Origin of the sequence: Rhodopseudomonas sp. BR0G17 (assembly GCF_010907025.1) — a bacterium.
GTDB classification, from domain to species: Bacteria; Pseudomonadota; Alphaproteobacteria; order Rhizobiales; family Xanthobacteraceae; genus Rhodopseudomonas; species Rhodopseudomonas palustris_H.
On record NZ_QUML01000021.1, the window covers coordinates 40,550 to 61,522 of the forward strand.

General features: G+C 65.0%; 16 protein-coding genes and 2 pseudogenes. 6 read left to right on the top strand and 12 right to left on the bottom strand.

Going from position 1 to position 20,973, the window contains the following annotated elements:
* Nucleotides 1-93 precede the first annotated feature (93 nt).
* The 5 genes and pseudogenes from DY467_RS16515 (at nucleotide 94) to gyrB (ending at nucleotide 8,266) form a co-directional block, all read left to right on the top strand.
* A complete protein-coding gene (locus tag DY467_RS16515; protein WP_164637540.1) occupies nucleotides 94-2,286 on the top strand; it encodes a methyl-accepting chemotaxis protein in 2,193 nt (730 codons plus the stop codon).
* A gap of 375 nt (nucleotides 2,287-2,661) precedes the next feature.
* Nucleotides 2,662-3,231: pseudogene (locus tag DY467_RS26800) on the top strand (methyl-accepting chemotaxis protein); the annotation flags it as partial.
* Between the two features lie 450 nt (nucleotides 3,232-3,681).
* Nucleotides 3,682-4,269, top strand: a pseudogene (locus DY467_RS26230) (DNA polymerase III subunit beta); the annotation flags it as partial.
* A gap of 199 nt (nucleotides 4,270-4,468) precedes the next feature.
* Nucleotides 4,469-5,608 carry a DNA replication/repair protein RecF gene (gene recF / locus DY467_RS16525; RefSeq protein WP_164637544.1) on the top strand — a complete coding sequence of 380 codons (1,140 nt, stop codon included), beginning with the start codon at nucleotides 4,469-4,471 and terminating at the stop codon, nucleotides 5,606-5,608.
* Nucleotides 5,609-5,824: 216 nt separating this feature from the next.
* Nucleotides 5,825-8,266: a DNA topoisomerase (ATP-hydrolyzing) subunit B gene (gene gyrB, locus DY467_RS16530; RefSeq protein WP_107342282.1), complete on the top strand. Its 2,442-nt coding sequence runs from the start codon at nucleotides 5,825-5,827 to the stop codon at nucleotides 8,264-8,266.
* Nucleotides 8,267-8,550: 284 nt separating this feature from the next.
* Here the strand turns inward: gyrB and hppD are convergent, their stop codons facing one another.
* Complete coding sequence (gene hppD / locus DY467_RS16535) at nucleotides 8,551-9,669, bottom strand: 4-hydroxyphenylpyruvate dioxygenase (protein WP_164637546.1); 1,119 nt, start codon at nucleotides 9,667-9,669, stop codon at nucleotides 8,551-8,553.
* A 126-nt stretch (nucleotides 9,670-9,795) separates the two neighbouring features.
* On the opposite strand from hppD, the gene DY467_RS16540 reads away from it, so the two are divergent.
* Nucleotides 9,796-10,275: an Lrp/AsnC family transcriptional regulator gene (locus tag DY467_RS16540; protein ID WP_164637548.1), complete on the top strand. Its 480-nt coding sequence runs from the start codon at nucleotides 9,796-9,798 to the stop codon at nucleotides 10,273-10,275.
* 43 nt (nucleotides 10,276-10,318) lie between these two features.
* Here the strand turns inward: DY467_RS16540 and DY467_RS16545 are convergent, their stop codons facing one another.
* From DY467_RS16545 to ccoG, 11 genes are all read right to left on the bottom strand, one after another.
* Complete coding sequence (locus DY467_RS16545; RefSeq protein ID WP_164637550.1) at nucleotides 10,319-11,770, bottom strand: HWE histidine kinase domain-containing protein; 1,452 nt, start codon at nucleotides 11,768-11,770, stop codon at nucleotides 10,319-10,321.
* Nucleotides 11,767-12,051: a circadian clock KaiB family protein gene (locus tag DY467_RS16550; protein WP_107353663.1), complete on the bottom strand. Its 285-nt coding sequence runs from the start codon at nucleotides 12,049-12,051 to the stop codon at nucleotides 11,767-11,769. Before DY467_RS16550 ends, DY467_RS16545 begins: the two co-directional genes overlap by 4 nt.
* Before the next feature lie 9 nt (nucleotides 12,052-12,060).
* Entirely contained in the window at nucleotides 12,061-13,752 is a 1,692-nt protein-coding gene (gene kaiC / locus DY467_RS16555) for a circadian clock protein KaiC (protein WP_164637551.1), read from the bottom strand.
* Between the two features lie 208 nt (nucleotides 13,753-13,960).
* On the bottom strand, nucleotides 13,961-15,040 hold the full coding sequence (locus tag DY467_RS16560; RefSeq protein WP_164637554.1) for a methyl-accepting chemotaxis protein: 1,080 nt from the start codon (nucleotides 15,038-15,040) through the stop codon (nucleotides 13,961-13,963).
* Nucleotides 15,041-15,302: 262 nt separating this feature from the next.
* Nucleotides 15,303-15,812 (bottom strand): Lrp/AsnC family transcriptional regulator, encoded by a 510-nt coding sequence (locus DY467_RS16565; protein WP_107342289.1) that lies wholly within the window; start codon nucleotides 15,810-15,812, stop codon nucleotides 15,303-15,305.
* 139 nt (nucleotides 15,813-15,951) lie between these two features.
* Entirely contained in the window at nucleotides 15,952-16,161 is a 210-nt protein-coding gene (locus DY467_RS16570; RefSeq protein WP_164637556.1) for a hypothetical protein, read from the bottom strand.
* 138 nt (nucleotides 16,162-16,299) lie between these two features.
* Nucleotides 16,300-16,548 (bottom strand): hypothetical protein, encoded by a 249-nt coding sequence (locus tag DY467_RS16575; protein ID WP_107342291.1) that lies wholly within the window; start codon nucleotides 16,546-16,548, stop codon nucleotides 16,300-16,302.
* A gap of 1 nt (nucleotide 16,549) precedes the next feature.
* On the bottom strand, nucleotides 16,550-16,735 hold the full coding sequence (gene ccoS, locus DY467_RS16580) for a cbb3-type cytochrome oxidase assembly protein CcoS (RefSeq protein ID WP_107342292.1): 186 nt from the start codon (nucleotides 16,733-16,735) through the stop codon (nucleotides 16,550-16,552).
* On the bottom strand, nucleotides 16,726-18,924 hold the full coding sequence (locus DY467_RS16585) for a cation-translocating P-type ATPase (protein WP_164637558.1): 2,199 nt from the start codon (nucleotides 18,922-18,924) through the stop codon (nucleotides 16,726-16,728). Before DY467_RS16585 ends, ccoS begins: the two co-directional genes overlap by 10 nt.
* Before the next feature lie 34 nt (nucleotides 18,925-18,958).
* Entirely contained in the window at nucleotides 18,959-19,459 is a 501-nt protein-coding gene (locus tag DY467_RS16590; protein WP_107346359.1) for a FixH family protein, read from the bottom strand.
* Nucleotides 19,460-19,478: 19 nt separating this feature from the next.
* On the bottom strand, nucleotides 19,479-20,936 hold the full coding sequence (ccoG, locus tag DY467_RS16595) for a cytochrome c oxidase accessory protein CcoG (RefSeq protein WP_107353669.1): 1,458 nt from the start codon (nucleotides 20,934-20,936) through the stop codon (nucleotides 19,479-19,481).
* Between the last annotated feature and the right edge of the window lie 37 nt (nucleotides 20,937-20,973).

Below are 20,973 nucleotides of genomic sequence, written 5' to 3' on the forward strand. Positions count from 1 at the left end.
CGGGAACCGGCTTTCCTCGTAACCGCACGAGGCGTTTGCTTAAACAATTCCAAATAGCCGGCAATCAGCATGGGGCTCTCCTAGGAGTGCCTCATGTCGTTCTCGTTCAAATCCATCCGCAAAATTCAGGTCAAGATTGCGCTGGTCGCGGGCCTCTGCCTGACCGGCGCCAGCCTGATCCTGATCGGCTACAGCGTGCTGTCGGCGCAGAGCACGCACCACTACGTCACCGCTGAGGTGATGAAGCTGGTCGATCAGCAGACCAAGGAAAGCCTGCTCAACCGCGCCAGCTCCGAAGCCTCGGTGATCAAGGCCGAGCTCGACCTCGGGCTCGACTCCGCGCGCAACATGGCGCACGCCTTCGAGGTGCTGGCCGACCCCAACAATGCGGGCACCACCGACGGCAATCGCCGCCTGCAGCTCAACGCGGTGCTCAAGAACACGCTGGAGCAGAACCCGGCGTTCAACGGCACCTACTCGGCCTGGGAGCCGAACGCCCTCGACGGCAACGACGTCGCGTTCAAGGGCCGCCAGACGATGGGTTCGGATAACACCGGCCGCTTCCTGCCGTATTGGACCCGCAGCGCCAGCGGCTCGATCGCGGTGCAGCCGCTGGTCGAATACGACAGCCAGGAGCGGCACCCGAACGGCCTGGTGAAGGGCGCGTGGTTCATCAATCCCAAGGCGACCGGCAAAGAGAACATCCTCGGCCCGTTGCCTTACATCGTGCAGGGCAAGGCGGTGTTCCTCGCCACCATGTCGGTGCCGATCAAGATCGACGGCAAGTTCGTCGGCGTCGCCGGTGCGGACTACAATCTCGACTTCGTGCAGAAGCTCGCCACCCAGGCCAACCGATCGCTGTTCGGCGGCAAGGGCAAGGTCGCGATCCTCAACGACACCGGCCTGATCGTCGCCAACAGCGCCAATCCGGAATCGATCGGCAAGGCGGCGTCGAGCGCCGATCCGCGCTGGTCGGAGAGCCTGGCGATCGTCAAGGAAGGCAAGGGCACGGTGCTCGACGATCCGAAGTGGGATAACGTCGAGGTCTACTCGCCGATCTCGGTGGGACGGACCGGCACGCCGTGGTCGGTGCTGATCTCGGTGCCGCGCAAAGTGGTGCTGGCCTCGGCACATGAGCTCGACACCGCGCTGAACGAACGCGCCAATTCGGCGATGTTCTGGCAGCTCGGCGCCGGCATCCTGGTTGTTGTGCTCGCCATTACGGTCATCGCGTTCGCAGCCCGCAGCATCGCCCGTCCGATCGGCGATTGCGCCACCTTCGCGGACGGCATCGCCAAGGGCGAGCTCGACCAGAAGCTGGCGATTGAACAGGCCGACGAAGTCGGCGTGCTCGCGGCCTCGCTCCGCACCATGCAGGGCGAGCTCAAACGCAGCATCGCGCAGCGTGCGGAGGATCAGGCCAGCGCCGATCTGGCGCGCCGGCGCGACATGAACGACATGGCCGACAAGTTCGAATCGGCGGTCGGCAAGATCGTCGAAACAGTGTCGTCGGCCTCGACCGAACTCGAAGTCTCGGCCGGCCGTCTGACGACGACGGCGGAGCGTTCGCAGCAACTGACCTCGATGGTCGCCTCGGCGTCCGAAGAAGCCTCGTCGAACGTGCAGTCGGTGGCGACGGCGACCGAGGAGATGTCGGCCTCGGTCGACGAGATCAGCCGGCAGGTGCAGGAGTCCTCGCGGATCGCCAACGAGGCGGTCAACCAGGCCCAGAAGACCAACGACCGCGTCGGCGAGCTCGCCAAGGCCGCGACCCGGATCGGCGATGTGGTCGAGCTGATCAACACCATCGCCGGCCAGACCAACCTCTTGGCGCTCAACGCCACGATCGAGGCGGCGCGTGCCGGCGAGGCCGGCCGCGGCTTCGCCGTGGTGGCCGCGGAGGTCAAGCAGCTCGCCGAGCAGACCGCCAAGGCGACCGGCGAGATCAGCGCGCAGATCAGCGGCATCCAGTCGGCCACCGGCGAGTCGGTGACGGCCATCAAGGAGATCACCGACACCATCGGCCACATCTCCGAGATCGCCGGGTCGATCGCGTCCGCGGTCGAGCAGCAGGGCGCCGCGACCCGCGAGATTTCGCGCAACATCCAGCAGGCGTCGCGCGGCACCAGTCAGGTGACCGGCAATATCAGCGACGTGCAACGCGGTGCCAGCGAGACCGGCAGTGCGTCGTCGCAGGTGCTGGCGGCGGCGCAGTCGCTCGCCGGCGACAGCAATCTGCTCCGGCGTGAAGTCGCACGCTTCCTCGACACCATCCGCGCCGCCTGACCTGGCTGTCGTCAGTTGCGGTTACGCGCTCGGCGCCGCCGTCTCGCACGGCGGCGCCGCAGTACTTTAGAGTGTAAGTAACAAGCGGCATTCGTCTTCGTCTTTCGTCGCTACGGACTCATACGTAGCCCGCGATTAACGAAGATTGATACGCGCGTAGGTAGTGTCGAGCTGCCGCGATTGGCGTGATGCCCGGCGTTCAACGGCGAACCCCACCATCGAAATCGGACCATTAGATTTCCTGCGGCCTGTTCCATGTTCGGAACAGGCGCGCTTCGCCGTCGCTCGTTGAAATACGCCAATCAGGAGCCGGCGATGTCTCTCAAAATCCGTGTATTGCTGCCGTTGATCGTTCTCGCGCTCGCGGCCACCGCCATGACGCTCGCCGGGTTCGAGGCGCGCGATGCGGTGATCCGCCGCCGCCAGTCCGAAGCCTTCGTCGAGGTCAATCGCATCTCGCAGCTGCTATTGAAGAGTGCCGGCCGGTGGGCGCTGGAGCGCGGCCTGAGCAACGCGGCGCTGAATGCCCCGGAGCCGACCGATCCCGAGCGCCGCGCCGACATCGCCAAGGCGCGTACCTCCGGCGACACCGCATTCGCCGAGGCGCTGCGGCTGATCGGCGATGTACCGCAGATGAAGACAGGCAGTGCCGCGATCACCGCGGCGCAGCGCGCCCAGCAGGATCACGGCGCCCTGCGTCCGCGCGTGGATGAAGCGATCGCCAAGCCGGCGTCCGCACGCGATCCGGAGGTGGTGCGCGGCACCTTCGGCATTATCACCCGCACTATCGATGTCGCCGGCAATTCGCTGCGCAGCACGCTGGAGACGCTGACCGATCCGCCGTCGGTGGCGCTGGCGCAGATGATCCGGCTCCGGCATCTGGCGGCGGTGATGGCCGAAAACGCCGGTCGCGAGCGCGCTTATCTCGGCGCCAAGGTCAGCGCCCGGGCCAAGTTCACGCCTGCGGAGATGGGTGAGATCTCGGCGTTCCGCGGCCAGATCGATTTGGCGTGGCCGATGATCGCCGCATTGAAGCAGCGCACCGACACGCCGGCCGCGGTGATCGACGCGATCCGCAGCGTCGATGCCGATTACTTCGGAACCTATGTGCGGGTCCGGAGCAGCGTGCTCGCCGCCAGCGACACCGGCGCCTATCCGCTCAGCGGCAGCGACTACATCGCCCGCGCCACCGACGGGGTCGAGACTATCCTCAAGCTCGCCGGCGCGATCGGCCAGGCGGCCGATGCCGAAGCCGCCGCGGATTCCGCCCACAGCAGTTCGCGCCTGATCCGGGCGCTGGCTGCGCTCGGCGCTGCCGGCGCGCTGGTAGTGATCAGCCTGTGGATCACCTTCCGCCGCGTGCTGCGTCCGCTCGCCGAACTCGGCGGCGCGTTGCACAAGCTGGCGCAGGGTCAGCTCGACCTGACGCTGCCGAGCGGCGCCGACGGCATGCCCGGCGTGATCGTGCCGCGCAAGACCGTGGGCGAAGTGCAGCGGCTGATCGAAGACACCGAAGCCGAGATCGGCATCGAACTGTCGACCGGCAAAATCCGCTTCACGCTCGGCAACGTCGTGCTGACCTCCAAGCTGATCGACGGCACCTTCCCGGACTACGGCCGGGTGATCCCGCAGAACAACGACAAGGAACTGCTGGTCGACAAGAAGGACTTCGAAGCCGCGGTCGACCGCGTCTCGACGATCTCGTCTGAACGCGGACGCGCCGTGAAGCTGGCGCTGTCCGCCGGCAAGCTGGTGCTGTCGGTGACTAATCCGGATTCCGGCAGCGCGACCGAAGAACTCGAAGTCGAGTACGCATCCGATCCGCTCGATATCGGCTTCAACTCGCGCTATCTGCTCGACATCGCCGCGCAGATCGAAGGCGAAGTCGCCGTTCTGAAGCTCGCCGACCCCGGCTCGCCGACCCTGATCCAGGACCGCGACTCCAAGAATGCGCTGTACGTCCTGATGCCGATGCGGGTGTAATACGAGCCGCTTCAATAGCACCATCGTCATCGCACGGTTGGAGCCGAATTCGTCATTGCCGGGCTTGACCCGGCAATCCATCTTGTTCGTGTGACCCAAGCGTTGCGGCCAGCGAGACGTCGCAGGATCTCGACGATAATTTTGTCCGCTGGCGCGGACGCTGGATTGCCGGGTCAAGCCCGGCAATGACACCCTCATCATGACCCCCGCCCGCATCACACGTCTGACGCTGACGCATTTTCGGAACTATCGCGGGGCGTCGCTGACCACGACGGCCGATCAGGTGGTGCTGGTCGGGCCGAACGGCGCCGGCAAGACCAATTGTTTGGAGGCGATCTCGTTTCTGTCGCCGGGCCGCGGATTGCGGCGTGCGACGCTGGAAGACGTCGCCGATCATGAGGGGGACGGTTCGTGGGCGGTGTCGGCCGAGGTCGAAGGCGCGCTCGGGCTGGCGACGCTCGGCACCGGGATCGAGCCGCCGCGCAGTGACACCACCACGACGCGGCGTTGCCGGATCGACCGCGAGCCGGTCGGGTCGGCGGCCGCGTTCGGCGATCATCTGCGGATGGTGTGGCTGACGCCGTCGATGGACGGGCTGTTCATGGGCGCAGCCTCAGAACGCCGGCGGTTCTTCGACCGCCTGGTGCTGGCGATCGACAGCGGCCATTCGGCCCGGGTTTCGGCGCTCGATCGCAGCCTGCGGTCGCGCAACCGGCTTCTCGAAGACATCCGCAACGCCGACTCACACTGGCTCGACGCCATCGAGCGCGAAACCGCCGAGCTTGCGATCGCGGTGGCAGCCCAGCGCGGCCAGACCGTGCTCAAGCTCGCCGCGATGCTCGATGCCCGCGGCGCCACCTCGGCATTTCCCTCCGCCAAGATCATGCTGGACGGCTGGATGGAAAACGCGCTGACATCCGAGCCGGCGACCGCGGTGGAAGACCGCTACCGCGCCATTCTGCGCGACAGCCGCGGCCGCGACGCCGCCGCCGGCCGCACGCTCGACGGCCCGCACCTTACCGATCTGGAAGTGATCTACGCGCCCAAGGCGATGCCGGCGCGCGACGCCTCTACCGGCGAACAGAAGGCCCTGCTGATCGGCCTGGTGCTGGCGCACGCGCAGCTCGTTGCCGAAACCACTTCGATCACGCCGCTGCTGCTGCTCGACGAAGTGGTGGCGCATCTCGACCCCGGCCGCCGGGCAGCGTTGTTCACCGAACTCGGCAAGCTCGGCGCGCAGGTTTGGATGACTGGCGCCGATCCTTTGGCGTTTGCCGAGATCGGTCCGGCAGCAGGCATTTTCGACGTCGAAAACGGGCGAATCAGGCCGCGCGGATGAGGCGCTGAGAGGCGCAAAATCGGCAGCTTGGCCGCTGTTTGCAGCGGCCGTCGAATCGGCCTTCGCGAGGCTTGCGAACGCGGCTAAAATCTCTATCTCTTCAACGGGTTGAACGGCGCGACTTTGCGCTGGTGACGACCCACCTTTCATGGCACAAAAGAGCGCTTCGCAACGAATGGCGCACGCCGATTCGATCGCAATCCTGAAGGTCCCTGCATGACTGAACCTGCCCGGCAGCCCTCTGCCGAATCCGTGCATCCCGCGCCGGCCGAATATGGCGCGGAATCGATCCGGGTGCTGAAGGGCCTCGATGCCGTTCGCAAGCGGCCAGGCATGTATATCGGCGACACCGACGACGGCTCCGGTCTGCACCACATGGTGTACGAAGTCGTCGACAACGCGATCGACGAAGCGCTGGCAGGTCACGCCAGCCGCGTCGAGGTGATCCTCAACGCCGACGGCTCGGTGACGGTGCGCGACGACGGCCGCGGCATCCCGGTCGACATTCACAAGGGCGAAGGCGTGTCGGCAGCCGAGGTCATCATGACCCAACTGCACGCCGGCGGAAAATTCGACCAGAACTCCTACAAGGTGTCGGGCGGCCTGCACGGCGTCGGCGTCTCGGTCGTCAACGCGCTGTCGAGCAAGTTGATGCTGCGGGTGTGGCGCAACGACAAGGAGCACTACATCGAATTCGCCCACGGCGACGCGGTGGCACCTTTGAAAGTCGTCGGTGACGCCAATGGCAAGCGCGGCACCGAAGTGACGTTCTATGCCTCGGCCGAGACGTTCACGCACATCGAATATAACTTTGCCACGCTGGAGCACCGGCTGCGCGAACTCGCCTTCCTCAATTCCGGCGTCTACATCGTGCTGTCCGACATGCGCCACGCGGTCGAGAAGCGCGAAGAGATGCGCTACGAGGGCGGCGTCACCGAATTCGTCAAATATCTCGATCGCAACAAGAAGCCGATCGTGCCGACACCGGTGGTGATCGGCGCCGAACTGAACGGCATCGCGGTCGAAGCCGCGCTGTGGTGGAACGACACGTATCATGAGAACGTGCTGTGCTTCACCAACAACATCCCGCAGCGCGACGGCGGCACCCATCTGGCCGGCTTCCGTGCCGCGCTGACGCGGCAGATCACCGGCTATGCCGAGGCCGGCTCCAAGAAAGAGAAAGTCGCGCTGACCGGCGACGACTGCCGCGAAGGCCTCACCGCCGTGCTGTCGGTGAAGGTGCCCGACCCGAAGTTCTCGTCGCAGACCAAGGACAAGCTGGTGTCCTCGGAAGTGCGTCCGGTGGTCGAAAACGTCATCAACGAAGCGCTCGCGGCGTGGCTGGAAGAACATCCGTCCGAAGCCAAGATCGTGATCGGCAAAGTGGTCGAAGCTGCCGCTGCGCGCGAAGCCGCCCGCAAGGCGCGCGAACTGACCCGGCGCAAGGGCGCGCTCGATATCGCCTCGCTGCCCGGCAAGCTCGCCGACTGCCAGGAGCGCGATCCGGCCAAGTCCGAACTGTTCATCGTCGAGGGTGACTCGGCAGGCGGCTCCGCCAAGCAGGGCCGCAACCGAGAATTCCAGGCCGTGCTGCCGCTGCGCGGCAAGATCCTCAACGTCGAGCGCGCGCGCTTCGACAAGATGCTGAGCTCCGAGCAGATCGGCACGCTGATCACCGCGCTCGGCACCGGCATCGGCCGCGAAGACTTCGACCTGTCGAAGCTGCGCTACCACAAGATCATCCTGATGACCGACGCCGACGTCGACGGCGCGCACATCCGCACGCTGCTGCTGACGTTCTTCTTCCGGCAGATGCCGGCGCTGATCGAAGGCGGCTATCTCTACATCGCGCAGCCGCCGCTCTACAAAGTGACGCGCGGCAAGTCCGAGCAGTACCTCAAGGACGAACGCGCGCTCGAAGACTATCTGATCGCCACCGGCCTCGACGATTGCGTGTTCAAGCTGGCCACCGGCGAAGAGCGCGGCCGCCGCGACCTGCTGAAGCTGGTCGAGGATGCGCGCGTGATCCGCGGCACGCTGCACAATCTGCACAGCCGCTATAACCGCAGCGTTGTCGAACAGGCGGCGATCGCCGGCGTGCTCAGCCCGCGGATCACCACCGATATCGCCACCGCCAATGAAGCTGCCGCCTATATCGCTCGGCGGCTCGACGCGCTGGCCGACGAGGTCGAACGCGGCTGGGTCGGCCGTTTCATCGAAGGCGAAGGCTTCGCGTTCGAACGCACGGTGCGCGGCGTCAAGGAAGTCGCGACCATCGACGATGCACTGCTCGGCTCGGCCGACGCGCGCAAGCTCGATGAATATGCGGCGATCCTGCAGGAAGTGTATCCGCGGCCCGGCCTGCTGCGTCGCAAGGACGCCGAAACCGCGATCCACGGCCCGGTCAGCCTGTTCGAGGCGGTGACTGACGCCGGCCGCAAGGGCGTGACGCTGCAGCGCTACAAAGGCCTCGGCGAGATGAACCCGGAACAGCTGTGGGAGACCACGCTCGACACCAACGCGCGGTCGCTGCTGCAGGTGAAGGTGCGCGAAGTCGACGAAGCCGACGACATCTTCACCAAGCTGATGGGCGACGTCGTCGAGCCGCGCCGCGAGTTCATCCAGGAGAACTCACTGCACGCGACCGTGGACGTGTAACTTACGTCGTTGATCGCAGCGATCTCCGAGACACTGCGCCTTTGCCCTAAGGGCTACCCGACGCGCGCCCTCCGAAATCCAGCGCGTCCGTCTCCACGCGTCATGCCCGGCCTTGTGCCGGGCATCCACGCCTTACCGACGTGCATACGCGAAAGGCGTGGATGGCCGGGACAAGCCCGGCCATGACGGCATTCGTGGCGAACTAAGTGACTTACAAAGATGCTGTGAGTCGAGTGCGCTTACTGAGCTAAGCTTTGGGAGCCCGGCAACGCCGAGTCCCACGCCTAAGCCGCCTCCCCCGTCTTCAGCACGCCTCTGCGGATCTGGTCTTCTTCGATCGACTCGAACAGCGCCTTGAAGTTGCCTTCGCCGAAGCCGTCGTCGCCCTTGCGCTGGATGAATTCGAAGAAGATCGGGCCGATCGCATTGGCCGAGAAGATCTGCAGCAGCACCTTGGTCTGACCGCCGTCCACAACGCCTTCACCGTCGATCAGGATGCCGTTTCGCTGCAGCCGGGCGACGTCCTCGCCGTGCTTGGGCAGGCGCGCGTCGATGCGCTCGAAATACGTCTGCGGCGGCGACGGCATGAACGGCAGGCCGGCGGCGCGCAGGCCTTCGACGGTGCTGTAGATGTCGCGGCAGCCGCAGGCGATGTGCTGAATACCCTCACCACGATACAGGTTGAGATATTCTTCGATCTGGCCGGAGTCGCCGGCATCCTCGTTGATCGGAATCCGGATCTTGCCATCCGGACTGGTCAGCGCGCGCGAGAACAGGCCGGACGCGCGGCCCTCGATGTCGAAGAAGCGGATCTGCCGGAAGTTGAACAGCTTGGCGTAGAACTCCGTCCATACGTCCATGCGGCCGCGATGGACGTTGTGGGTCAGGTGATCGATGTAATACAGGCCGGCCCCTATCGGCCGGGCATCACGGGCGCCGACCCAGTCGAACTCGGCGTCATAAGCCGAGCCCTTGGCGCCGTAGCGATCGACGAAATACAGCAGGCTTCCGCCGATGCCCTTGATGGCCGGGACGTCCAGCGTGGCCTGCGCGGCCGTGACGCCGGCCGGTTCGGCGCCGAGTGCGATCGCCCGCTCATAGGCCTGCTTGGCATCGACCACCCGGAACGCCATCGACGGCGCACAAGGGCCATGCGCGGTGACGAAGTCGGTGCCGTGGGTGCCGGGCTGCTCGTTGACCAGATAGTTGACGTCGCCCTGGCGATAGACCGAGATCGCCTTGGTGCGATGTTTCGCAACCAGGCTGAAACCCATCAGCTTGAACAGGCTATGAAGCTGCGCCGGGTCTGGATGGGCGAATTCGACGAATTCGAAGCCATCCGTGCCCATCGGATTGTCGGCGCTGATCGTGGCCGGCTGCGCATCATGCGGAAATGGTCCCATCGGCGGCTCCTCCAGATTGGTTCTTTGAGCCGGTAGTATCGTTCGCCCCGCCCGCAAGAGGCGTGCAAATGCGAGCGGATCGCGCTAGCCTCTGCGCGATCCGTGCATCAAACTGGGCTTTTGCGCATGATATCTGTCGATGCGTTCGACCTGAAGATCCTCAGTGCGCTCCAGGACGATGGCCGCCTCACCAATCAGGAGCTGGCCGACCGGGTGCAGCTGTCGCCGTCGCAATGCTCGCGGCGGCGGATGCGGCTGGAGCAGGACAATATCATTACCGGCTATCGGGCCGAGCTGTCCGGCGATGCGCTCGGCTTCGGCGTGGTCGCCTTCATCCAGATCACCCTGGCGACGCATTCGCCGGGCAACGCCGAGAAGTTCCGGTCACTGGTCGGGCGGATCGACGAAGTGCAGGAAGCCTATTCGCTGACCGGCGATGCGGACTACGTGCTCAAGGCCGTGCTCCGCGACCTGAAAGGCCTCTCCGACCTCGTCAACAACGTGCTGATGCCGCACCAGAGCGTCGCACATGTGCGCTCGTCAATCGTGCTCGATCGCCTCAAGGAAAGCGCCCGGCTGCCGCTGAAACAGCTCACGGACGGCTGACTCTTTTGGACGACAGCGATCAGGCGAAGTAGCCCGACGTCGATTAGCTTCTCGGAATCGAGATCTGACAAACCACGCCGGCGGGCGGAAATTCCAGCTTGGCGCCGCCATTGCCGAGGCTGCGCGAGATCAGCGTCTGGCCGAAGCCGGAGCTTTGCGGCGGCGTCACTGGCGGGCCATCATGCTCCTGCCATTCGATCGTCAGCGCCTCGTCGGTGGCGCCGACCCGGCGCACCGAGATCCGCCCCGACGGCACTGATAACGCGCCGTATTTCACCGCGTTGGTGGTGAGTTCGTGAAACACCAGACCGAGCGAGACTGCGGTCTTGGCGTCGACTGCGATATCAAGCCCGTCGGTGACGATACGGCCGCTGGACAGCGAGGCGAACGGCGCCAGCTCGGCGGCGAGCACATCGCGGATTTGCAAGTTCTGCCACGAGGCATTCGACAGCAACGTGTGGGTGGCAGCCAGCGCCTGGATCCGGCCGGTGAAGGATTTTTGGAAATCCTCGATGGTGCGCTCGTGCGCGGCGGTGCGGGCGCAGATCGCCATCACCATGGTCAGCGTGTTCTTCACCCGATGGTCGAGTTCGCCCATCAGCAGCGCCTGGTGCCGCTCGGCGGCCTTACGCTGCGACAGGTCGACCAGCGTCACGACGCAGCCTTGAGTGCGCTCGCCCGATACCACCAGCGGCGCCGCGCTGATCATCACATCGGTGATCGCGGCCGAGGGGATGCGCACCGCCGCCTCCAGGCCCTGAACCGGCAAGCCCGCGGTCGCCATCACGACGATGTCGTCGCTGCTCATCAGTTCGGAAGCTTCGGGAAAGCTCAGCGCGATCGCCTCGGCAAAGGTCTTGCCGACCGGCGCTTCAGCGCAGATCCGCATCGCGGCGCCGTTGAGATGGGTGACGCGGCCGGCGCGGTCGCAGACGATCACCGCCTCATTGGCCGAAGCAAGGATCGCGCGCGCCAGCCGCTCGGACTCGCGGGCTGCGGCAGCCTGCTCGCGCTCGCTGATGTCGGTGAAGGTGATCGCCGCGCCGCGGACCACGCCGAATTCCAGCGGCGTGCCGGTGAGCAGCATGCTGCGTTCGGCACTGCCGACTCGCAGGTGGATTTCGGCAGATTGCCGCTCGCGCTGGGCTTGCGCCAACAGACGACGGAACGCCGCCTGGTTCACCTGATCGAGCAGTCCGATCAGCGCCGATGCGGTCAGCGAGCCATGGGCGCAGTCGAGCAGCGCACACAGCGCCTGATTGGCGTAGAGCAGCTGGCCGTCCTGATCGAACGCCGCGGCCCCGACGTCCATCGCTTCCATGAAGGTGCGATACGATTGGCCGCCGCCTTCGAGCGTGAACACCTGCTCTTCATCGGCACCTCGAACCACGACCGCATCGATTTCACCGTCGCGGATCGCCCGCAGCGTCTCCTCGGCCTCCTCAAGCCGGGCTTCCAGTTCCGCCCTGCTCAGCGCCGAGACCGCCGACGTCACGAGGACGACTCCTCCACCGCCAGATGCACCAGAACTTTCGGCGTATCGGACAGGTCGCCGATGATCTTGCGGATCGGGACCGGCAACTCCTTCACTAGCGTCGGGATCGCCACGATGCCGTGCTCGCGGGCGAGCTGCGGCTGCTTCTTCAGATCGATGACCTCGACCTTGTACTTGCCGGCCAGATGCTCGGCACAGATCTTCTCGAGGTTGCGGATCGCCGCGAGGGATTTGGGCGTCTCGCCGGCGACGTACAGCACCAGTTTGATCGGATCGGCCATCGTCGTCCCCTATTCGGTGTCGTCGGGCGAGCCGATCAGGCCCCGGCTCCGCGCCATCTCGCTGACATCGCGCTCGTTCTGCGCCCGGAAGCTGACTTCATCTTGCGTGAGCCGCTGCAGCTCGGCCTCGTCGACCGCCAGATCGGCCTTCAGCGCCTCGATCTGCGCGAGCGCACGCCGGCGGCGCTGCTCGATCTGGTCCTGCACCCGCGCCACCTCGACGCGGCGCTCGCTTTCGGCGCGCCGCGCTTTAGCTTCTTCGGCCCGGCGTGCCGATCCGGTCAGCGCACCGCCTTCGCCGAGATAGGGCGGCAACAGATGGATGCCGTCGTTCGACATCACGAACTCGCGCACCTGGTTGGAGTGCGCGATGCCGCGTGCCTTGAGCAGATAGAGTTCGCGATTGAATTCGCCGTGCGCTTCGCGATTGAGCAGCAGGATCCAGGCGTCCATCAGTGACGACAACCCGGCATCGGTCTCGGTCTGCGCGCCGTGCGCAAGATGCGTGAAGGCGCCGGTGATGCCGTTGGATTTCAAGTAATCGACGATCCGCAACAGCATCGACTGCACTTCGCCGATCTGCCCACTTTCCGTGAACGCAGAGATCGGATCGAGCACCACGAGGTCCGGCTTGAAACGCGCCACTTCGCGCAGCATCACCGCCAGGTGCATTTCCAGGCTGTAGAACGTCGGCCGCGCCCCGATGTAGCGAAGCTGGCCGCTGCTCAGCCAGCGGCCGAGATCGGTGCCGACCGATTTCATGTTGCGGACGGTCTGCGCCTCGGATTCCTCGAACGACAGATAAAGCGCCTTCTCGCCGCGCCGGCAGGCGGCGTCGACCATCATGCAGGCCAGCGAACTCTTGCCCGAACCGGCGACGCCGGTGATCAGCACGCTGGTGCCGCGATAGAACCCGCCGCCGGACAGCATCGCGTCGAGGTCGGGAACGCCGCTCGAGATCCGCTCCTCGTGCACCTTATGTGACAGCCCGAGCGACGAGACCGGCAGAACGCTGAAGCCCTCTTCGTCGATCAGGAACGGATATTCGTTGGTGCCGTGCGCGGTGCCGCGGTATTTAACGATGCGCAGCCGGCGGGTCGAAATCTGATTGTCGACGCGGTGATCGAGCAGGATGACGCAGTCGGAGACGTACTCCTCCAGCCCCTGCCGGGTCAGCGTGCCGTCGCCGCGCTCGCCGGTGATGACCGCGGTGAGCCCCTTCTGCTTCAGCCAGTCGAACAGCCGCCGGATTTCGGCGCGCAGCACGGCGGGGTTCTGAAACGCCGAGAACAGGCTCTCGATGGTGTCGAGCACGATCCGCTTGGCGCCGATCTGGTCGACTGCGAACTCCAGCCGCAAGAACAGCGCTTCGAGATCGTAGTCACCGACTTCGGCGACCTCGGTCGGATCGATCGCGATGTGCTCGATCAGCACCCGCTCCTGCTCGATCAGTCCCTGCAGATCGAAACCAAGCGAAGCGACGTTATCGACGATGTCGACCGGACGCTCTTCGAAGGTGACGAACACGCCGGGCTCGTCATAGAAGCGCGCGCCGTTGATCAGGAAGGTGGAGGCGAACAGCGTCTTGCCGCAGCCGGCGGAACCGCACACCAGACTGGGTCGCCCGGAGGGCAAGCCGCCAAGGGTGAGATCGTCGAACCCTTCGATCCCCGTCAGAGATTTGGATATGCCGTCCGCCATCGTACCCCAGGCCGTTTTCCGATTTGTAGGAGAACAGGAACTCGCTGCCTAGTGGAAGCCCAGCGAAAATCCTGGTGTCCGAAGCGGGAACGAAACGAGGCTTTCTGCGTTACGGCGGCTGGCCCTACCTAACTGTCAAACTAACTTGACGATTCTAGCCGGCCGCTGGGGCGGCGCTGTCTCGAAACAGGTCACGATCTGAAATCCATCACTCCGGGGAGCTGACGATCACGCCGTACCAGCCGAGCCCGCGATAGGTCTCGTAGCCCGGCGTCAGGTGGAAGCCGACCAGCGCTCCCCGGCTGTCGCGGTAGGTGCCGCAGGTCGGATGAGCCGACTGCAGCGGAAAGCGCTCATCGAGAATCCCCTGCCCGTCCGAGGCGGCAATCACACGGCGGTCAGCGTCGAGCAACAGTACCCGCGAGCGGTTCGGATCGTCGACCCGCACGCCTTGCACGATCGCCTTGGCCTGAGCTTCCCAGTCGAAGTGAATCGCCAGGATGCCGAGCGGCGCGCCGTCGCTGCGGCCGTCAGCGCGGACGCTGGCGCAGTAAGTCGCCACCTGCGCTTCACCGAGCAGCGGCACGCGTTCGATATTGCCTGCCACATAGTCGTCGCCGCTGCGTAGCCGCAGCGCTTCCTTGAACCATCCCTGCCCCGCCACGTTCTTGCCTGCCACGGCGAAACGGCCGGGCCGGCCGTTCGCCAGAATGGTGCCGTCGAGGCCGCATAGCCACAGATCGAGATACACCGTATAGGCCGACAAAATCACGCCCATGCGCGTGGACGCATAGGCGACCGCCTCGGCGGAAGGCTCAGCCACGCAGTCGACCACGGCGGAATCGGTCGCCCACCAGCGGACGTCGCAGGTGCGCTCATAAAGATTGCGATCGATCAGTTCGACGGCGTTGAGCGCCAGATCGACCAGCCGGTCACCGCGTGATCGTTCTGTCATATTGCCGATCGAGTCGATCAGCTCGCCGGTTCGCTTGGTGAGTTGGGTTTCGAGGTCGCGCGCGATCTGTTCGATCTGGGCACCGACGTTGCGGACTTCCTGCGCCACGATGGCGAAGCCGGCGCCCTGCTTGCCGGCGCGGGCACTTTCGATCAGCGCATTGAGCGCCAGAATTTTCATCTGGCTGGTAATCTTCTGAATCGTCCGGGTTTTGCCGCAGGCAATCTCGTTCACCTCCGACGTCAGCCGCGCCACCAGCGCAGAGACATCGGCGCGATCATCCGCCTTGGGCTCACCGGCCGGATCGTCTCTGCGAACGGCTGCGGCGTGCATATGTTTCCATCCCCGACGCTGTACGGCGCCGGGGATAAATTTGAGCGAATAGTCCTAATGAGGACTAAACCAAAAACAGGGAAAGACGCCCGGAAGCAACCTTCGATTGCTGTTAGTTTGTGCAAATCGACCGATTAGTCGACAACTAACAATCATCATAATTCAGAACGGCAACTAACTACCTTCGATCGAAGGCTTCCCAAATCGCCACCACTACTACTGATTCGGCGGCCGAGATCGTGCGACCGAGCAAATCAGGCGATTAGGATACCGGCATCGGTGGCACCGGCAGTGCGGTCACTGACTTGATCTTCTCCATTGCGAACCGCGAGGTGACGTTCTTCAGCGCCACCGTGCCGATCAGCTTCTTGTAGAACTGATCGTAGGCGCGCATGTCGGCGACGACCACGCGTAGCATGTAGTCGACATCGCCGGCCATTCGGTAGAACTCGATCACCTCGGGCATCGCACTGACCGCGTCGGCGAAGGTCTTCAGCCAGGCGTCGGAGTGATCGCCGGACTCGATCGAGACGAACACCGACAATCCGAGCCCGATCTTGTCCTGATCGACCAGAGCGACCCGCTTGATGATCACTCCGTCGGCCTCGAGCCGCTGGATCCGCTTCCAGCACGGCGTCGACGACAGCCCGACCCGATCGCCGATCTCGGCCACGGACAGCGAGGCATCCTGCTGCAGCACCGTCAGAATTTTGCGGTCAATGGCATCCAGCCGCCGACTGGATTCGGCGACGATGCTGTCGGTGTCGGTCATGGCGAGAGAACTTTCTTCCAAATTCAATGACGCGCAGCATCATATATGGAAAGAAATTTCTCGCAAGCCACTGGTTCCGCGCATGCGCCGGCGTAACGCCTCGCGCGCGGAAGACTGAAACGCTCTCATTTTCAAGCAGTTACGCGACCCTGAGCTTAGGAGCGCGCCCTGCGGGGCAGTTTTCTAGATGGCGGACTGCGGCTTTATGCGCATCGCCGGGCGAGCGGAAGCCCTGCCCTTCGAGCCCGGAGAAGTCGTCGCTAGCGGCGTGGAAGCGGAAACTGCGACCGTCGCGAACCACGATACCGGCGGCGCGCGAATTCACTTCGATGATAAAGGCATGGGACATGGCGGCACTTCGTTGGTCGTCGACTCGCTCGGGGGAGCGGGTACGCCGGCCTGATAGCCGCGCTCTGTTTCACCCAGATGAAGCGCGCTTAAAGCTTTGATCTTACGTCGATCTGCTGAGCAGGAGGGAACCGGCCGCTCAGCAGCAGGACATCGGCGGAAATGCCGGCTGCAGCTTGCGCAGCGCGCGGTAGAACCGGGCAAACCAGCGGCGCGGCCAGGGCTGCGCCTGGAGCCAGCGCTCCTGAACGTCCTCGTCCGGCTCGATCGGCGCCTCGGTGGCGGCAGGTGCTGGCGCCGGATCGATCACCGGTGGGGCAGCGGGCTTGGCCGGAGCCTCGAACGCGACCGCGATCCGCGGCCGATCGTCATAGGTGAGCATCGCCATATCAGCCTCGCTTTTCTGCCGGCGCAGTAGCCGGCGGTGGCAAGGGCGGATCGTCGTCGGCGATCGCTCGCCAGGCGGCTCCGTCGAGATCTTCGTACTGGCCGCTTTTCAGCGACCACAGAAACGCAATTAGTCCGAGCAGGCCGAGCCCGAGCGCCAGCGGGACCAGGATCACCATTACTTCCATGCCGCGGCTCCCCGGCGAACGCGGCGGGCCCGCATCGCATTCAGCATCACCAGCAGCGACGATCCCGACATCGCCAGCGCCGCGATCAGCGGTGTGGCATAGCCTGCGATCGCAATCGGCACCGCCAGCACATTGTAGCCGATCGCTAGACCGAGATTCTCCCGCATCACCGCCATCGCCTTGCGCGAATAATCGACCGCGGCCAGCACCGGCGCAAGCTCCTTGCCGAGGAACACCAGATCGGCGGTGGCCTGGCTGAGATGGGTGGCGCTGATCGGGGACATCGAAACGTGCGCAGCCGCGAGCGACGGTGCGTCGTTCATGCCGTCGCCGACCATCATCACGGTGCGGCCCTGCTTTTTCAGCGCCTCGATATGGGCGATCTTCTCGGCCGGCTTCACCCCGGCACGCCACGCGGACACGCCGAGCGCATCGGCCGCATGGCGCACCGCCGGTTCTCGATCGCCCGACAGCAGCTCCACCGCGATGCCGCGATTTATCAGTGCGTCGATCGTCTTGGCGGCATCGGGACGCAGCAACTGGCGTACCGCAAACACCACCCGCTGTTCGCCGCGGCTGAACGCCACCACGGAGACTTCGGGGTCTTCGCTGAGGATCTGATTGGCTTCGGCATCGGCGCCGCAGAACGCCGGGCTGCCGAGCTTCAATTCTTCGCCGTCAAAGGTGGTGCGGACGCCGCGTCCGGGCTCTTCGACCACGTTCGGCAACGGCGACTTGGCGTGCGCGGCCCGCGCCACCGCGGCGGCGACCGGATGATGGCTGGCGAGCGCAAGCCGGCCGGCGAGCTCGAACGCCTCGGGCGGGATGCCGCCCGCGTTGACAACATCCAGCTCGGGCAGCGTCAGCGTGCCGGTCTTGTCGAACACGATGGTGTCGACCGATGCGGCGCGCTCGATCGCATCACCAGCATTGAGCAGCACACCGGCACGGAACATCGCGCCGGATGCGACGGTCTGCACCGCAGGAATAGCGAGGCCGAGCGCGCAGGGGCAGGTGATGATCAGCACCGCAATGCCGATCACGATCGAATCGTGCCAGCCCGCACCGGCCAGCACCCAGCCGATGATCGTCAGCAGTGCGGTGGCGTGCACCACCGGCGCATAGAGCTGCGAGGCGCGGTCCGCGAGCCGGACGTAACGCGAGCGGGCCTGCAGCGCGTGGTCGAGCAGCCGGGTGATCTCGGACAGCAGCGTGCCCTCTGCGGCCGCAGCGACGCGGACGCGGAGCGTGCCGGAGATGTTCAACGTGCCGGCATAAACCTGGGTGCCGCGTTCAGCCGGCACATGCAGCGTCTCGCCTGTGATCAGGCTCTGGTCGATCTCGGAACGGCCTTCGATCACCGTACCATCAACGGCGCAGCGCTCGCCGGGCCGCAGCAGCACGATGTCGCCGGCGCGGACGGCGGCGATCGGCACTTCGCTGATCTCATCGGGGCCGACGAACTTGGTGGCGGTCTCGGCCTTCAGGGCGGCCAGATTGCCGGCGACCGCGCGGGTCTTCTGCCGCATCTTCTGGTCGAGGAAACGGCCCGCCAACAGGAACGCGATCAGCATCACGGCGGCATCGAAGTAAGCGTGCTCGGCGTGATTGATGGTCTCGACCAGCGACATGCCGAGCGCCAGCGTGATGCCGATCGTGATCGGCACGTCCATGTTGACGCTTTTGGCCTTCAGCGCGCGGAATGCCGACTGGAAGAACGGCTGCCCCGCATAGGCGGCGCAGGGCAGCGCCACCAGCGCCGACAGCCAATGGAAAAAGTCGCGTGCTTCAGGACTGAGATCGCCGCCGTACCACACCGGCACCGACAGCATCATCACGTTCATGGTGGCGAACACGGCGACGCCGAGGCAGCGCAGCAGGAACTTGGTGCGTTCTGCCTCTTCGACTTCGGCCCGCACCGGCTCGTAGGGGTAAGCCTTGTAGCCGAGCTCGGCGAGGCGATCGATGAACTGGCCGGGCTCCAGCGTGCTGCCCTTGTTCCACTCCACCGCGAGACGGCGATCAGTGAGATTGACGCGGGCCAGCGTCACGTCCGGGATCGACTGCAGGCCGCGCTCGATCTTGGCCATGCAGCTGGCACAGTGAACGCCCTCTACGGCGAGGTCGAGATGCGCGATCCGGCCGTCGACGTCTTTGACGTAGTGAGAGAAATCCCGCGTCTGCAGCATTCGGCGATCCTCGTCACGCCTGCCGGATCGGCGCTTAGTTCAACAGCAGCTTGTTCTTGGAGAGGAACATGCGAACACCGCCCTGATCCCCTTCCAGAACCAGATCCCAACGGCCCGGCAGCACGCCATTGGCGTCGCCGCGGTACACGCCGCTGCCGACCTCCGCGAGCGCAACCTCGCGGTCGTAGCGCTTGTCGGACGGCCGCTCTAGCCGGCCGAAGAAGTTCAGACCGGCCAGCGGCAGGCCGGCCTTGTCACGGGCCTCGACCTGCAGCACGGCGGCGCCATCGGGCTTGCGCTCGACCTTGGCTTCGACCTTCCAGCCGCGCTGATCCTGATCACGCGCGGCTGCGATCTCACGCTCGTAAGCGAGGCTGGCGGCGTAGGCGCTGTCGACCTCGGTGCCGGGCAGCGTCTTGATCGCCAGCGTCATCATCAGTCCGTTGACGCCGAACACGATGCCGAAGAACGCCACCAGGACGGCGAGAACGACTTTGCCGGTGAGAGGACGCGGCGATGATTGCGAACGGCTCATCATAAGGCTCCGGTTCGGATCAGGGCGTGACAAAGACGTCCTTGGTGGAAGCGACCTCGCCCAGCCCGATATCGGTGACATGGAAGGTCACCGGCACCGACTGCGGCACGTCATCGTTTGCGTTGGAGTCGACCAGCACCCGCAGCTCGGTGGTGGTGTCGCGGCCGAGGATGATCATCGGCCGTGCCGGCGTGATCGAGTCCGCACCGACGATATGGATCATCGCATTCGGCGGACCTTCGACGTCGACAGCCACCACGCGGTCGAAGCCGCGCTTGTTGAGGAAGCGGATGGTGTAGCCGTTGCGCACCGAGCCGTCGGACAGCCGCACCGCGACCGGGTTGCGGTCGTGCAGGACGTTGACGTCGAGCAGGCTGCGGTTTGCCAGCTTGTAGACCATCGCACCACCGATCGCGACGATGATCAGCGAGTAGATCACGGTACGGGCACGGACCGGCTTGAAGACCTCCGGCTTGCCCTCCATCCGGCGATGGATGTTGATGTCGTTGTCATAGCCGATCAGCCGGGTCGGGCGGCCGATCTTCTTCATCACGTTGTCGCAGGCGTCGATGCACAGGCCGCACTGGATACAGTCGAGCTGCGGTCCGTTGCGGATGTCGATGCCGGTCGGGCACACGGCGACGCACTGGTTGCAGTCGACGCAATCGCCGACCGGCTCGCCGATCGCGCGGAGCTGCGCCGCCTTTTTGAGCGACGAGCGCTTCTCGCCGCGGTCGTACTTATAAGTGACGTTGAGCGCCCACTCGTCCGTCAGCGCCGCCTGAATGCGCGGCCACGGGCACATATAGACGCAGACCTGCTCGCGCATGAAGCCGGCCAGCGTGTAGGTGGTGAAAGTGAGGATGCCGATCCAGATATACGCCACCATCGGCGCGTCGAAGGTGACCAGTTCCTTGATCAGGGTCGGAGCGTCGGCGAAGTACAGAACCCAGGCGCCGCCGGTCCACCACGCGATCATCAGCCAGATCGAGTGCTTGAGCGCGAGTTCCGCGGCGCGCTGCATCTTGAAGCCTTCGCCGGCCTTGCGCATCCGCTCGCGGCGATCGCCTTCGACGAACCGCTCGACCGCGTAGAACAGATCGGTCCAAACCGTCTGCGGGCAGAGATAGCCGCACCACACCCGGCCGCCGAGCGCGTTCATCAGGAACAGGACGATAGCGGCGACGATCAACAGGCCGGTGAAGTAATAGATTTCCTGCGGCCACAGCTCGATGGCGAAGAAGTAGAACCGGTTATTGGCGAGGTCGATCAGCACCGCCTGATCGGGGGCGCCGAGACCGCGGTTCCATCGCACGAAAGGCAAAAAGTAATAGATCCCGAGGCAGACCGCCATCAGGATCCATTTGGTTCGCCGGAACGGGCCGGATACGCTTTGGGGGAAGATTTTCTTTTGGGCCGTGTACAGCGGTCCGTCGTCGTCCGGCTGCAGGTCCGTCGCGCGCAGGGGCTTGTTCATATCGAGGGTTCTTTTCCACTTCTTCTGTCGTCGAGCG

What these genes read in the sequence shown, in the direction of transcription:
- DY467_RS16515 (WP_164637540.1), top strand. Translation starts at nt 94, where the DNA reads ATGTCGTTCTCGTTCAAATCCATCCGCAAAATTCAGGTCAAGATTGCG.
- ccoS (WP_107342292.1), bottom strand. Translation starts at nt 16,735, where the DNA reads ATGGAAGTAATGGTGATCCTGGTCCCGCTGGCGCTCGGGCTCGGCCTG.
- DY467_RS16575 (WP_107342291.1), bottom strand. Translation starts at nt 16,548, where the DNA reads ATGGCGATGCTCACCTATGACGATCGGCCGCGGATCGCGGTCGCGTTC.
- recF (WP_164637544.1), top strand. Translation starts at nt 4,469, where the DNA reads ATGACCCCCGCCCGCATCACACGTCTGACGCTGACGCATTTTCGGAAC.
- DY467_RS16570 (WP_164637556.1), bottom strand. Translation starts at nt 16,161, where the DNA reads ATGTCCCATGCCTTTATCATCGAAGTGAATTCGCGCGCCGCCGGTATC.
- DY467_RS16550 (WP_107353663.1), bottom strand. Translation starts at nt 12,051, where the DNA reads ATGGCCGATCCGATCAAACTGGTGCTGTACGTCGCCGGCGAGACGCCC.
- DY467_RS16565 (WP_107342289.1), bottom strand. Translation starts at nt 15,812, where the DNA reads ATGACCGACACCGACAGCATCGTCGCCGAATCCAGTCGGCGGCTGGAT.
- gyrB (WP_107342282.1), top strand. Translation starts at nt 5,825, where the DNA reads ATGACTGAACCTGCCCGGCAGCCCTCTGCCGAATCCGTGCATCCCGCG.
- kaiC (WP_164637551.1), bottom strand. Translation starts at nt 13,752, where the DNA reads ATGGCGGACGGCATATCCAAATCTCTGACGGGGATCGAAGGGTTCGAC.
- DY467_RS16590 (WP_107346359.1), bottom strand. Translation starts at nt 19,459, where the DNA reads ATGAGCCGTTCGCAATCATCGCCGCGTCCTCTCACCGGCAAAGTCGTT.
- ccoG (WP_107353669.1), bottom strand. Translation starts at nt 20,936, where the DNA reads ATGAACAAGCCCCTGCGCGCGACGGACCTGCAGCCGGACGACGACGGA.
- DY467_RS16540 (WP_164637548.1), top strand. Translation starts at nt 9,796, where the DNA reads ATGATATCTGTCGATGCGTTCGACCTGAAGATCCTCAGTGCGCTCCAG.
- hppD (WP_164637546.1), bottom strand. Translation starts at nt 9,669, where the DNA reads ATGGGACCATTTCCGCATGATGCGCAGCCGGCCACGATCAGCGCCGAC.
- DY467_RS16560 (WP_164637554.1), bottom strand. Translation starts at nt 15,040, where the DNA reads ATGCACGCCGCAGCCGTTCGCAGAGACGATCCGGCCGGTGAGCCCAAG.
- DY467_RS16585 (WP_164637558.1), bottom strand. Translation starts at nt 18,924, where the DNA reads ATGCTGCAGACGCGGGATTTCTCTCACTACGTCAAAGACGTCGACGGC.